This is a genomic window from Microbacterium sp. NPDC089698 (genome assembly GCF_044749045.1).
Lineage (GTDB): Bacteria > Actinomycetota > Actinomycetes > Actinomycetales > Microbacteriaceae > Microbacterium.
In genome coordinates this window covers 313,526-326,458 of record NZ_JBIVHE010000001.1, presented here as the reverse complement: position 1 = coordinate 326,458, position 12,933 = coordinate 313,526, and the positions used below count along the sequence as shown (strand labels likewise).

General features: G+C 70.4%; 14 protein-coding genes. All 14 read right to left on the bottom strand.

Features of this window, described 5'->3' with window-relative positions:
• Positions 1 to 142 precede the first annotated feature (142 nt).
• Positions 143 to 553 (bottom strand): transcription antitermination factor NusB, encoded by a 411-nt coding sequence (nusB, locus tag ACIPY5_RS01535; RefSeq protein WP_309337434.1) that lies wholly within the window; start codon positions 551 to 553, stop codon positions 143 to 145.
• A gap of 3 nt (positions 554 to 556) precedes the next feature.
• Positions 557 to 1,120, bottom strand: a complete 564-nt coding sequence (gene efp, locus ACIPY5_RS01530) for an elongation factor P (RefSeq protein ID WP_045273064.1) — start codon at positions 1,118 to 1,120, stop codon at positions 557 to 559.
• Positions 1,121 to 1,226: 106 nt separating this feature from the next.
• Positions 1,227 to 1,685, bottom strand: a complete 459-nt coding sequence (gene aroQ / locus ACIPY5_RS01525) for a type II 3-dehydroquinate dehydratase (RefSeq protein WP_400965858.1) — start codon at positions 1,683 to 1,685, stop codon at positions 1,227 to 1,229.
• 12 nt (positions 1,686 to 1,697) lie between these two features.
• Positions 1,698 to 2,219: a GNAT family N-acetyltransferase gene (locus ACIPY5_RS01520; protein WP_400965855.1), complete on the bottom strand. Its 522-nt coding sequence runs from the start codon at positions 2,217 to 2,219 to the stop codon at positions 1,698 to 1,700.
• The gene (aroB, locus tag ACIPY5_RS01515) at positions 2,216 to 3,322 is read right to left on the bottom strand and encodes a 3-dehydroquinate synthase (RefSeq protein ID WP_400965852.1); all 1,107 of its coding nucleotides are present in this window, start codon (positions 3,320 to 3,322) and stop codon (positions 2,216 to 2,218) included. Before aroB ends, ACIPY5_RS01520 begins: the two co-directional genes overlap by 4 nt.
• Positions 3,319 to 3,846, bottom strand: coding sequence for a shikimate kinase (locus ACIPY5_RS01510; protein ID WP_309337424.1), 528 nt, complete (start codon positions 3,844 to 3,846; stop codon positions 3,319 to 3,321). The genes aroB and ACIPY5_RS01510 overlap by 4 nt, the downstream gene beginning before the upstream one ends.
• Positions 3,833 to 5,062 (bottom strand): chorismate synthase, encoded by a 1,230-nt coding sequence (aroC, locus tag ACIPY5_RS01505; protein WP_400965848.1) that lies wholly within the window; start codon positions 5,060 to 5,062, stop codon positions 3,833 to 3,835. The genes ACIPY5_RS01510 and aroC overlap by 14 nt, the downstream gene beginning before the upstream one ends.
• A 64-nt stretch (positions 5,063 to 5,126) precedes the next feature.
• A complete protein-coding gene (locus ACIPY5_RS01500) occupies positions 5,127 to 5,963 on the bottom strand; it encodes a shikimate dehydrogenase family protein (protein WP_400965845.1) in 837 nt (278 codons plus the stop codon).
• Position 5,964: 1 nt separating this feature from the next.
• A complete protein-coding gene (mltG, locus tag ACIPY5_RS01495; protein WP_400965842.1) occupies positions 5,965 to 7,311 on the bottom strand; it encodes an endolytic transglycosylase MltG in 1,347 nt (448 codons plus the stop codon).
• 1 nt (position 7,312) lies between these two features.
• Positions 7,313 to 7,786 carry a Holliday junction resolvase RuvX gene (ruvX, locus tag ACIPY5_RS01490; protein ID WP_400965839.1) on the bottom strand — a complete coding sequence of 158 codons (474 nt, stop codon included), beginning with the start codon at positions 7,784 to 7,786 and terminating at the stop codon, positions 7,313 to 7,315.
• A complete protein-coding gene (gene alaS, locus ACIPY5_RS01485) occupies positions 7,783 to 10,443 on the bottom strand; it encodes an alanine--tRNA ligase (protein WP_400965836.1) in 2,661 nt (886 codons plus the stop codon). Before alaS ends, ruvX begins: the two co-directional genes overlap by 4 nt.
• A 66-nt stretch (positions 10,444 to 10,509) precedes the next feature.
• The gene (locus tag ACIPY5_RS01480) at positions 10,510 to 10,701 is read right to left on the bottom strand and encodes a hypothetical protein (protein WP_309337409.1); all 192 of its coding nucleotides are present in this window, start codon (positions 10,699 to 10,701) and stop codon (positions 10,510 to 10,512) included.
• Positions 10,702 to 10,841: 140 nt separating this feature from the next.
• Positions 10,842 to 11,471 carry a 30S ribosomal protein S4 gene (gene rpsD, locus ACIPY5_RS01475; protein ID WP_292716821.1) on the bottom strand — a complete coding sequence of 210 codons (630 nt, stop codon included), beginning with the start codon at positions 11,469 to 11,471 and terminating at the stop codon, positions 10,842 to 10,844.
• Between the two features lie 158 nt (positions 11,472 to 11,629).
• Positions 11,630 to 12,931 carry an acyltransferase gene (locus tag ACIPY5_RS01470; protein WP_400965831.1) on the bottom strand — a complete coding sequence of 434 codons (1,302 nt, stop codon included), beginning with the start codon at positions 12,929 to 12,931 and terminating at the stop codon, positions 11,630 to 11,632.
• Positions 12,932 to 12,933 lie beyond the last annotated feature (2 nt).

Below are 12,933 nucleotides of genomic sequence, written 5' to 3'. Positions count from 1 at the left end.
CAGGCCACGGACACCCGGCCCGGTTTCGGGGCGCACTTCTACGTTTTGGGGCGCAGGATCCCGGGAAAGACCGGGATCCTGCGCCCCAAAACGGACGGATACGCCCCAAACGGGAGCTCCTGGAGATCGTGGCGTGCGCGGATCAGGCCGAGCGCGCGACGCGCGCGAGCACGCCGTGCACGAACGCGCCGGACTCGTCGGTCGAGAACTCCTTCGCGAGCTCCACGGCCTCGTCGATCGCGACGGCCGTCGGGACCTCGTCGTTGCGGAGGATCTCCCACACGCCGATGCGCAGCAGCGCCCGGTCCACGGCCGGCATCCGGTCGAGCTTCCAGTCACGACTGTGCGTCGTGATCTGCTCGTCGATCTCGTCGCGGTGATCGATGATCCCGTCGACGATCTCGCGCGCATAGAGCCAGGAGGCCTCACGTGCGGGCTCGGCGGCAGCGCGCTTGGCCTCCGCGGCGAGGGTCACCGCGAGGTCGTCGCCGCGCACATCGGCGGAGAAGAGGATGTCGAGGGCGCGCTTGCGCGCCTTGGTCCGGGCGCCCACGCGTCAGTCGTTGATGCGGCCGAGGTAGCCGCCGGTGCGCGTGTCGACCTTGACCTTGGTGCCGGTCTCCAGGAACAGCGGAACCTGGATCTCGTACCCGGTCTCGAGCGTGGCGGGCTTGGTGCCGGCCGACGAGCGGTCGCCCTGCAGGCCGGGCTCGGTGTAGGTGACCTCGAGCACGACCGAGGCCGGGAGCTCGATGTAGAGCGGGTTGCCGTTGTTGAGCGCGATCTGGACCTGCTGGTTCTCCAGCATGAAGTTCTTCGCGTCGCCGACGGTCGCGGCGGCCACGTTGATCTGGTCGTAGTCCTCCTGGTCCATGAAGACGTAGTTGTCGCCGTCCGTGTACAGGTAGGTGAAATCGCGGCGGTCGACGTTCTCGATGTCGATCTTGGCGCCCGCGTTGTAGGTGCGGTCCACGACCTTGCCGCTGACGACGTTCTTGAGCTTCGTCCGGACGAACGCGCCGCCCTTGCCGGGCTTGACGTGCTGGAACTCGATGACGTTCCAGAGCTGTCCGTCGATCGAGAGGACGACGCCGTTCTTGATGTCTGCGGTGGATGCCATGGGTCTGAGAAGTCCGTTCCTGAGATTCGCGGCCGAGCGGCCGACGTTCAATCTTACGGGATGCCCGGCGCCCGGCCTGTGAGAGCGACCGGAGCGGTGCCGCGGATCAGCCGTCCTCCTGTCCCTCGAGCAGCAGGATCAGGCGGCGCGTCGCGGTCGCGTACCCCTGCACGCCCTCCCCCACGACGTGCACGGCGGCGACGTCCGTGAGGTAGGAGTGGTGCCGGAACTCCTCCCGGGCGTACACGTCGGAGATGTGGATCTCGGCGAACGGCAGGGCGACGCCGGTGAGCGCATCGCGCAGGGCGACAGAGGTGTGCGTGTAGGCGCCGGCGTTGATCACGATGCCGCCGCAGTCCTCGCGCGCATCGTGGATCGCGTCGAGGAGCACGCCCTCGTGGTTGCTCTGCACCGCGCGGACCTCGTAGCCGTACGCCGCGGCGGCCTCGGCCGTGATCCGCTCGACATCGGCGAGCGTCGCGGATCCGTAGATCCCCGGCTCACGCTGACCGAGCAGGTTGAGGTTCGGTCCGTTGACGAGGAGCAGGCGGCGCGGGGTGGTCACCTGCACACGGTATCAGCGCGCGTCGGGGACGACCGGGCGCACCATCACGTACTCGCGCCCATTGGCGAGCTCGGTGATCTGCCCGGTGCGCGTGAAGCCGCAGCGCTCATAGGCCGCCTGCGCCCGGTGGTTGTCGACGTGCACCTCGAGGGTGAGGCCGTGGGCGCCCTGTTCGGCGGACCACGTCGCGCACTCGTCGAAGAGCGTCTCGATGGCTCCGGCGCCGCGGTGTCCCTCGGCCACGTACACGCCGACGACCAGGGCGGTGGACTCGGGGCCCTCGAGCCCGGACGGCAGCACCGTCGCGGATCCGAACCACTCGCCGTCCTCGGCGATCGCGACGAACTGCGCGTTGGGACCGCCCTCGGCCGCGTTGGCGGTGCGGTGCTGCCAGAACGCGTCGGGCTGCGCGGAGGCGTTCTCGAAGGTGTCGAGGAACGCGAGCGCGGCGACGGGATCCTGCAGGGCCCGCAGACGCAGGTCGCGGACGTCCGTCCACTCCGTCGCGAGGACCCGGCGCACCTCGATGCTCACTCGCCGACCTCCTGATAGGCGGCGAAGAGCAGCGACTCGTCGGGGGCCTGCAGCACGGTCGGCTTGGCGATGCCGTCCAGCACGATGAAGCGCAGCATCCCGCCGCGGCTCTTCTTGTCGCGCTGCATGGTGGACAGCAGGGTCGGCCAGGCGCCGGCGCGGTACGAGATCGGAAGCCCCAGGGACTCCAGGATCGCGCGGTGCCGGTTGGCGTCCTCGTCCGAGAGACGCCCCGCGAGGCGGGAGAGCTCGGCCGCGAACAGCATGCCCACGGAGATCGCAGCGCCGTGACGCCAGCGGTAGCGCTCGGCGTGCTCGATCGCGTGGCCGAGCGTGTGGCCGTAATTGAGGATCTCGCGCTGCCCGGCCTCGCGGAAGTCCTCGGAGACGACGCTCGCCTTCATCCCGATCGCGAGTTCGACCGCACGGCGGAACTCCGGGGTGAGCGGATCCACGGCGCGGGCCGGATCCGCCTCGATGATGTCGAGGATCTCGGGGGCCCAGATGAACCCGGCCTTGACGACCTCGGCGAAGCCGGCGGTCGCCTCGTTCGGCGTCAGGCTGGACAGCTCGTCGAGATCGCCGATCACCGCGCGCGGGGCCCAGAAGGCGCCCACGAGGTTCTTGCCCTCGTTCGTGTTGATGCCGGTCTTGCCGCCCACGGCGGCGTCGACCAGGCCGAGCACGGTCGTCGGCACCTGGACGATCTGCACGCCGCGCAGCCACGTGGCCGCGACGAAGCCCGCGAGGTCGGTGACCGCGCCGCCGCCGTAGCCGACGACCGCATCGGTGCGCGTGAAGTCCGCCTGACCCATGATCTGCCAGAGGAACTGCGCGACCTCGATGCGCTTGCCCTGCTCCGCATCCGGGATCTCGGCCAGCAGCACCTCGCGCGGACCGTTCGCGGTGTCGGCGACCATGCGGTCCCGGAGCTGCGCCGCACGATCGGCGAGCGTCGGCGGGTGCACGACGAGCACCTTGCGCACGCTGGGCGCGAGTGCGGCGGAGACGCGATCGAGGATGTTCCGCCCCACCGCGATGTCGTAGGGCGTGCTGCCCGTCACCGCGATCGTCGTGACCCCGTCGTTCTGCTCCGCGCTCATGCTCGTCCTCTCATCCATTCCACGACCTGTTCGGCGACACGCGACATCGGCACCCGCGAGGTGTCGAAGTGCACGTCCGCCACTTCTTCGTACAGCGCCCGCCGCTCGGCGTAGATCCTGGTCCAGCGCTGGACCGGATCCTCCTCGCCGTGCAGCAGGGGACGTCCCTCGCCGGCGATGCGCACCGCCACCGCCTCCGGCGAGACCGTCAGCAGAACGACCGGCACGCTCTGCAGCAGTGCCCTCGTCTCCGGGGCGAGCACCGCTCCTCCGCCCAGCGAGATCACCCCGCCGCCCGCGACCGCCGCGGCGACCGCCTCGCGCTCCCACGCCCGGAACCGCGCCTCGCCGTGCTCGGCGAAGATCGCGGGGATCGGCCCGTGCTCGAGCACGATCGCCTTGTCCGTGTCGACGAAGCGGAGTCCGGTGGCTTTCGCGACCCTGCGGCCGATGCTGGTCTTGCCGGACCCCATGGGGCCGACGAGGACCAGCGGCCCCGGCGCGTGCGCCTCAGCCGAGCTCATCGTGCAGGATCAGCGCCGCCTCGGAGGCGGGCGTCGTGCGCAGCTCCTCCGGGATCGCGGCGAGGTACGCCTCGAGGTTGCGCCGGGTCTCCGCGACGTTGTCTCCGCCGAACTTCTCCAGCACCGAGTTCGCGAGCTCGATCGCCACCATCGCCTCCGCCACGACGCCCGCGGCGGGCACCGCGCACACGTCGGAGCGCTGGTGGTGCGCGGTGGCCTGCTCGCCGGATGCGACGTCGACTGTGCGCAGCGCATGCGGAATGGTCGCGATGGGCTTCATGCCGGCGCGCACGCGAAGGACGGTGCCGGTGGACATGCCGCCCTCGGTGCCGCCCGCGCGGTCGGAGCCGCGGCTGATGCCGTCGTCCGTCGCGAAGAGCTCGTCGTGCGCGGCGGATCCGCGCCGGCGGGTGGTCTCGAAACCATCGCCCACCTCGACGCCCTTGATCGCCTGGATGCCCATGAGCGCGTACGCGAGCCGCGCGTCCAGCCGGCGGTCCCAGTGCACGTGCGAGCCAAGCCCCGGCGGCAGGCCGTAGGCGAGCACCTCGACGATGCCGCCGAGAGTGTCGCCATCCTTGCGGGCGGCGTCCACCTCATCGACCATGCGCGCCGATGTCGCGGGGTCGAAGCAGCGCAGCGGATCCGCGTCCAGCGTCTCGACGTCGTCCGGCGTCGGCAGGGCGGATCCCTCCGGCACCTGCACCGGCCCGATCGACAGGGTGTGGCTGACCAGGCGGACGCCGAGCTCGCCGAGGAAGGCGCGGGCCACGGCACCGAGGGCGACACGGGCGGCGGTCTCCCGGGCGCTCGCGCGCTCCAGGATCGGGCGGGCCTCGTCGAACCCGTACTTCTGCATGCCGACGAGGTCGGCGTGGCCGGGACGAGGGCGCGTCAGGGCCGCGCTGCGCCCGCGCGACTTGTCCGTCAGCTCCACGGGGTCGGCGCTCATCACCTCGACCCACTTGGGCCACTCGGTGTTGCCGATGCGCATCGCGATCGGGCTGCCGAGCGAGAAGCCGTGACGCACGCCGCCGGAGATCGAGAGCTCGTCCTGCTCGAACTTCATCCTCGATCCGCGCCCATAGCCGAGCTTGCGGCGCTGCAGATCGGACTGGATCGCCTCGCGGGACAGCGGGACGCCCGCAGGCAGGCCCTCCATGACGGCAATGAGTTCGGGGCCGTGCGATTCGCCGGCCGTGAGCACGCGGAGCATCTGACTAGTCTCCCATGCGTTCAGGACGCGTCCGCCCGCATGACTTCGCGCAGGGGACGATTCCTCAGCGCAGGGCCGCCCGCATGACGTCGAGCACGCCGGCCTCGTCGGGAAGCTCCTGCTCCGCGTCCCCGTGCAGGAAGATCCGGATCTGCCGCACCGCCTGGTGCAGGAGCATCTCGAGTCCGCTCACGACCGGGGCATCGGTCCACGCCGCGACGAGAGGTGCGGGCCAGGGGGCGTATGCGGCGGAGAACAGCGCACCGCCCGTGCTCGCCAGCGCCGTCATCACGGCGTCCGGCAGCGTCGCGGTGCCGGGCAGGGTCGAGACCGTCAGATCGACGGGCGAGGGCGTCGCCTCGGATGCGAGCTCCGCGGTGGTCGCCCGCACTCCGATCCGCTCGGCGAATCCGGCCAGCTCCGCCGCCTGCTCGGCACGACGGGTCCTGAGCTCGACTGCATCGACGCCCAGACGCCGCAGCGACACGAGGGCCGAGCGGGCGGTCGCTCCGCCGCCGAGCACGCGCGCGGAACGCGCCGAGCCCAGGCCGCCCGCCAGGAGCGCGGATGTGAGGCCGCCCACATCGGTGTTGAATCCGCGGATCCCCTCGCCCAGCAGCAGCGTGTTCACCGCCCCCGTGAGCCGTGCATCCTCATCGAGGAGGTCGGCGCGCGCGTGGGCGCGCTCCTTCAGCGGCATCGTGAGCGAGAGCCCGCGCCAGTCGTCGTCCAGCGCGTCGAGCGCCGCGTCGAACCCGGCTTCGTCCACCCGGAGGCGGCCGTACTCCCAGTCCAGCCCGAGCCGGCGATAGGCGGCGCCGTGCAGATCGGGCGAACGGCTGTGATCGATCGGATCCCCCCAGACGGCCAGGCGCGATGCGGCAGGCCCCGCGGCGGACACGTCAGCAGCCCGAGCTCGGGTTGGCCTTGCACCAGTCCTGCCACTGCTTCACGGCGGCCTCGTGCTCGGCGTACGTGGTCGAGAACACCGTCTCGCCCGTGTCGAGGTTGACCGTCACGAAATAGAGCCAGGGGCCGGCAGCCGGGTGCATGGCGGCGTCGATGGCCTTGTCCCCCGGATTCGAGATCGGCGTCTTCGGGAGCCCGTCGATCACGTACGTGTTCCACGGGTTGTCATCGTTCTGCGCCGCGTCCGAGGTGCTGGCCGACCCGCTGTGCAGCTCGCCGTAGCCGTACTGCGCCGTCGAGTCCATCTGCAGCTTCATGCCCTGATCCAGACGGTTCTGGATCACCCGGGACACCTTGTAGAAGTCGGCTTCGGCCCTCGCCTCGCGCTGGATGATCGACGCGATCGTGAGGACGCGCTGCTCGTCCGCGGCCGGCACGCCGGCGGCGCTCAGCGAGTCCCGCGTGCGCTGCACGAGCGTCGAGACGACGTCCTTCGCCGTGGCCCCCGGCGGGAACTCGTAGAGCGCGGGGAACAGCCATCCCTCGAGCGAGGGGGCGTTCACGCCGTAGTCCGCCGGGTTCTTCACCGCGGCCTGGAGATCCGCGAGCGGCACGTCCACGCTCTGCGCGATGCGCGAGATCGTCTCGGTGACCGAGAGGCCCTCCGGGAGCACCGCGGAGTTCTGCATCTTGTTCTTCGGGTCCTGGAGCGCCTTGAGTGCGGCCGCGGCGGTCATCTTCAGCTGCAGCTTGTACACGCCGGGGTAGAACGTCGTGACGACGTTGTCCTTGACCAGCATGTCGTAGAAGACGCCAGAGGTCTTCGTCACGCCGGCGTCGTACATCGCCTGCGAGATCTGCTGCCCGCCGTCGCCCTTCTTGATCGTCACGAGCGCATTGCCCGTGGCCTGTCCCGCCTCGAAGTCCTTGGACGGCCCCCAGCCCATGACCTCGCTGATCTTGGTGCCGTAGGTGTTCCAGACCCACAGTCCGCCGCCCGCGGCGCCCGCGATGAGCACGAACACGACGAGCAGTGCGATCAGGCAGCCGCGGCGCTTCTTCCGCTTCGGTGTCTTCGGCGGCTCGGTCTCGTGATGGAACAGCGCCTCGAGCGTCGAGTGGAACGGGTCGTGATGCTCCGCGGGGGCGCCTTCTTCCGCCGACGGTGAGGGTGCGCTCGAAGAGGACGCGGCCTCGCGGACGGCGCGACGCGACCCGGGAACGGCGGTCTGCTCGGCGGGGCGAGGAGACTGCACCTGCGGATCCGGCAGCGCACCGAACAGGTCGTGCGAGACGGGGTCGTTCTCCGGCGTGGCGGCCGACGGCGATCGGTCGGACATGTCAGCTGTTCTCCTCATCGAGAATCAAAGGCGTACCGGCCGGGTTGCCGGTGTTCTTCTCCGTGTCGATCGCGTGCTGCAGCAGCACCACGGCGGCAGCCTGATCCACGACACCGCGGGAGTTGCGCTGCGTGCGCCCGGAAGCGCGCAGCGCCTGGTGCGCGGTGACGGTGCTCAGCCGCTCGTCGATCAGGCGCACGGCGATCCCGCACGCACGGCCGAGCGCCTCGGCGAACTCGCGGGCGTCGACAGTCGATGCGGTGTCCTCACCGCGGAGGTTGATCGGCAGGCCCACGACGAGCTCGAGAGGTTCGTACTCGGCCGCGAGCTCGGCGATCCGCGCGACGTCCGTGTCACCGCGCGGCACGGTCTCGACCGGCACGGCGAGCAGGCCGTCCGGATCGCACCGGGCCACGCCGATCCTGGCGCGGCCCACATCGATGCCGAGCCGAACGCCCCGTCGGAACCCGGTCACGCGCGGCGCAGCTCCTGCTCGATGGCGGAGAACGCCGCAGGCAGCGCCGCCGCATCGGATCCGCCGCCCTGCGCGACGTCGTCCCTGCCGCCTCCGCCGCCGCCGAGCACGCCGGCGGCGATCTTGGCCAGCGCGCCCGCCTTCGCGCCCTGCGCACGGGCGGAGTCGTTGGTCGCGATGACCACCATCGGCCGCCCGTTCGCCACACCCGAGATCGCCGCGACCGCGGCCGCGGAACCGAACGTGTCGCGCACGCCTGTCGCGATCTCGCGCACTTCGTCCGCCCCGCCGACCTCACCGAGATCGTGCGCGACGAACTGCACTGCGCCGAGGGAGGTCGCGGTCTGCGCGATCGCGGGGACGCGTCCTGCGCGCTCCGCGGCCTCGAACTGCGCGATCCGCTTCTCGGCGGCCTTGAGCTGCGCGGCGAGGTCGGTCACGCGCTCGGTGAGCTGGTCGCGCGGCGTCTTGAGGGCGGAGGTGAGCTGGGACACGAGCGCGCGCTCCGCGGCGAACTCCCGGAAGGCGTCCGCGCCGACGAGCGCTTCGACGCGGCGGTTGGACGCACCGACGGAGGACTCGCCGACGAGGTTGATGAGGCCGATCTCGGCGCTCGACGCCACGTGGGTGCCCGCGCAGAGTTCGCGCGACCAGGGCCCGCCGATGTCGACCATGCGCACCGTGGAGCCGTACTTCTCGCCGAACAGCGCCATGGCCCCCGCGGCCTTCGCGTCGTCGAGCGACATGATCCGCGTGGTGACCTCGAGGCCGTCCTGCACGGCGCGGTTAGCGATCTCCTCGATCTCGGTCTTCGTGTCGCCGGACAGCGCCTGGCCCCACGAGAAGTCGAAGCGCAGGTAGCCGGCGCGGTTCAGGGATCCGGCCTGGGTCGCGGTCTTGCCCAGCGTGTCGCGCAGGGCCGCGTGCACGAGGTGCGTGGCGGAGTGCGCCTGGCGCGCGGCACGGCGGTTGGCCGCGTCCACGGTGGTGGTCGCCGGGGCGTCGATCGAGACGACGCCCGTGGTGACCTCGACCGTGTGGCTGATCAGGCCGGGAACGGGACGCTGCACGTCCAGCACCTCGAGCGCATAGCCGGGACCGGTGATGACACCCTTGTCCGCGACCTGGCCGCCCGACTCGGCGTAGAGCGTGGTCTCGGCGAGGACGACCTCGGCCACCTGGCCCTCGGCGGCGCGGCGGACGGGCTGGCCGTCGACGAGGATCCCGAGCACGGTGGAGCTGGTCTCCAGCTCGTCGTAGCCGAGGAACGCGGTCTCGCCCTTCGCGCGCAGCTCGCCGTAGACCGAAACGTCGGCGATCTGGCGCTTGCGGTTGCGCGCGTCGGCCTTGGCGCGGGAGCGCTGCTCCTGCATGAGGGAGTCAAACGCGGCGCGGTCGACGTCGAGCCCGGCCTCCTCGGCGATCTCGAGGGTGAGATCGATCGGGAAGCCGTAGGTGTCGTGCAGCAGGAACGCCTCGGAGCCCTTGAGGGTCTCGGATCCGGCCTTCTTGGTGTCGGCGAGGGCGAGGTCGAGGATCGTGGATCCCGCGTCCAGGGTGCGACGGAAGGTCTCCTCCTCCGCGTTCGCGGCGGCGGAGAGCTGGGTCCAGTCCTGCTCGAGGATCGGATAGGCGCTCTTCATCGCGTCCTTGGACACGGAGAACAGCTCGGGGAACACGGGCTCATCGACGCCCAGGAGCCGCATCGACCGCACGGTGCGGCGCATGAGGCGGCGCAGGATGTAGCCGCGGCCCTCGTTCGAGGGGCGCACACCGTCCGAGAGGAGCATGAGCGAGGACCGGACGTGGTCGGCGACGACGCGGAAGCGGACGTCGTCGGCGTGCTCGGCGCCGTAGCGGCGCCCGGACAGCTCGACCGCCCGATCCAGCACGGGACGGACCTGGTCGGTCTCGTACATGTTCTCGACGCCCTGCTTGAGGAAGGCGACGCGCTCGAGGCCCATCCCGGTGTCGATGTTCTTCATCGGGAGCTCGCCCACGATGTCGAACTCGGTCTTGCCGCGGATGTTGTCGATGAAGTCCTGCATGAACACGAGGTTCCAGATCTCCAGGAACCGGTTGTCGTCGACCGCCGGTCCCCCGTCCTGGCCGTATGCCGGCCCGCGGTCGAAGAAGATCTCGCTGTCGGGGCCGCCGGGGCCGGGCTGCCCCGTGTTCCAGTAGTTGTCGGCGCGGCCGAGCCGCTGGATGCGCTCCGGCTTCAGCCCGATCACGTCGCGCCAGATGGCCTCGGCCTCGTCGTCGGTCTCGAAGACCGTGACCCAGAGGTCCTTCTCGTCGAAGCCGAGTCCGCCGTCGCTCTCGGAGCCGGTCAGCAGCTCCCAGGCGTAGCGGATCGCGCCTTCCTTGAAGTAGTCGCCGAACGACCAGTTGCCGAGCATCTGGAAGAAGGTGCCGTGCCGTGCCGTACGGCCGACCTCCTCGATGTCGTTGGTGCGGATGCACTTCTGCAGGTCGGCGATGCGCGGATGAGGAGCGGGGACCACGCCCGTGAGGTACGGGATCATCGGCACCATGCCGGCCACGGTGAACAGCAGCGAGGGGTCGTCGCTGACCAGCGACGCCGAGGGGACGATCAGGTGATCGTTCTTCTCGAAGTAGCTCAGGTAGCGCTGCGCGATCTCCGCGGTCTTCATGCTCGTCGAGGGGTCCTTGCTGTCAGGGCGCGCCGGAGCGCGGAATCGGGAGAGGGCGGATCCGCGTCAGTCCGCGGAGCCGTCCTGAGTGAGGCGGGCCTCCTGCGCGTGGAACGCGTCGGCGAGGATCCCGGTGAACTCGTTGATCCGGTCGTCGACGGCCGCCAGCACATCGTGTCCGCGCGGATCCTTGTTCAGGAAGTGCGCGGCGACGAAGCCGCCGATCACGCCGATGAGGAACCACAGCAGGGTCTTCATGTCACCACCTCCGGTTCGGGTCGCACGTCACAACGGTCTCCATCGTATGCGCAAACGCGAAGGAGGCGCCGGGGATACCCCCGACGCCTCCTCGGCGTGTTCTCGGAGTTCACTGAACTCCGACAGCAGAGTCGCTGGACTCAGCGCGCGGCGTAGTACTCGACGACCAGCTGCACGTCACAGGTCACGGGGACCTCGGCGCGCTTCGGACGACGGACCAGACGGGCCTCCAGCTTGTCGAGCTCGACCTCGAGGTAGCCCGGGACCGGGGGCAGCACCTCGGCGTGACCGCCGGCGGCCGCCACCTGGAAGGGCTCGAGGCCCTCGCTCTTGGGCTTGACGTGGATGAGCTGACCCGGCTTCACGCGGAAGGACGGGCGGTCGACGAGCTGGCCGTCGACGAGGATGTGACGGTGCACGACGAGCTGACGCGCCTGCGCGGTGGTGCGCGCGAAACCGGCGCGGACCACGAGCGCGTCCAGACGCATCTCGAGCTGCTCGACGAGGTTCTCACCGGTCAGGCCGTCCTTGCGACGGGCCTCGTTGAACTGGATGACCAGCTGCTTCTCGCGGATGCCGTACTGCTCGCGAAGACGCTGCTTCTCGCGCAGACGAACGGCGTAGTCGCTGTCGGCCTTGCGCTTGGTGCGGCCGTGCTCACCCGGAGCGTAGGGACGCTTCTCGAGGTAGCGGGCGGCCTTCGGGGTGAGCGCGACGCCGAGGGCGCGCGACAGACGCACCTTGCGGCGGTCCTGGGACTTCGTAACCACGAAGCGTTCCTTTCGATACGCGGCCGTGTCGGTCACGGCTCGCGGACGTATCGTCTCGATTCCGCCCCTCACGAGCGCACGCCGGGGCGGACGAGAGGGTGTTGCAGGAGTGGAGAGATGCCCGAAAACACGGTTTCGAGCCGATCCATGCTATCAGATCAGGCCTGAGCGCCCGTCTCGGTCCGGTCGGAGCGCCGGGCCTTCGCATCGACCGGGGTGCGCTGCACGGGACCGCCGGTCGTGAGCCACGCGATCGCCCCGGCGAGAAGCACCACGGCCGCTCCCGTCCCGGGCGTGAGATACCCCTGGGTGAGCACCCACCCCACACTCGCGACGAGCGCGACCGCGCACGCGAGCGCCGCCCACAGAGGCATGCGCCGGGCGCGCTCCGCAGGCCAGAGCCGTTCGATGCGCGGCACGATGAGGCACAGCACGGCGAGCACCGCGACGATGGCCAGCACCCAGGGGATCCGGGTGATCCACCAGGTGGTGGTGAGGACGGGAGGGAAGGGCAGCCCGAGCGCGAGCTGCGCGCCCACCACCACCGCCATCGCGACGGTGTGCCAGAGGTAGACGACCATCCCGAACACGCCCAGCGCGCCGATCCCGACCAGCACTGGGCGCTGTCGCATCGCGGCACGGATCGCGGGCTGGAGCAGCGTGAACAGATACACCTGCGCGAGACCGAGCAGCAGCAGGAGCACGGTCGGCGGGTTCAGGTTGGCGATCATGTCCGGGTCGTAACCCATGCCGAGCACAGCGACGGCCATGAGGGCGTAGGCGACCAGCGCGAGCACGAGCAGCAGCCGGCGGGGACGGCGCGAGTACCACTGATCCCGCACCCCGAAGCCGAGCTGCTGCACGAACAGCCAGACGAACAGCCAGTTCAGCGCGCCGACGGGCACGTGCAGGGAGCGGTCCACCAGGTCGACCGCCACGGCGAGACCGGCGAGCGTGAAGTACGTCGCCCAGGCGGCACGACGATGCAGCGCCGCCATCAGCGGGACGAAGGAGGTGCAGATCGCGTACACCGCGATGAACCAGAGCGGCTCGGCCAGGCGGAACGCGAAGGTCCGCAGGAACTCCGGATCCGCTCCGCAGAGCGCGAGGATCCCCATCGCCGCGAGCACCCCGAGCATCGCGAACAGCACAGGGCGCGCGAGGCGCAGCATCCTGGCGCGGATGTACTCCGCGGCCGTCCCGCCCGCACCGTGCATGCGCCGCCAGGTGGTGATCCCCGCGAAGCCCCCGGCGATGAAGAACGTGGGCATGATCATGCCCACCCAGGTGATCGCCGTCAGCGGCCTCCACTCGGCGAGGGCGTTGAAGGCGCGCAGCGGATCGCCGGCGATGCCCATCTGCAGCGCATGCAGCAGCACCACGACGGGCAGGCAGATCGCACGGACGAAATCGATCGAGAGGTCGCGGTCGGGCGGGATCCTCGGGACGGCTCGTGCCACGG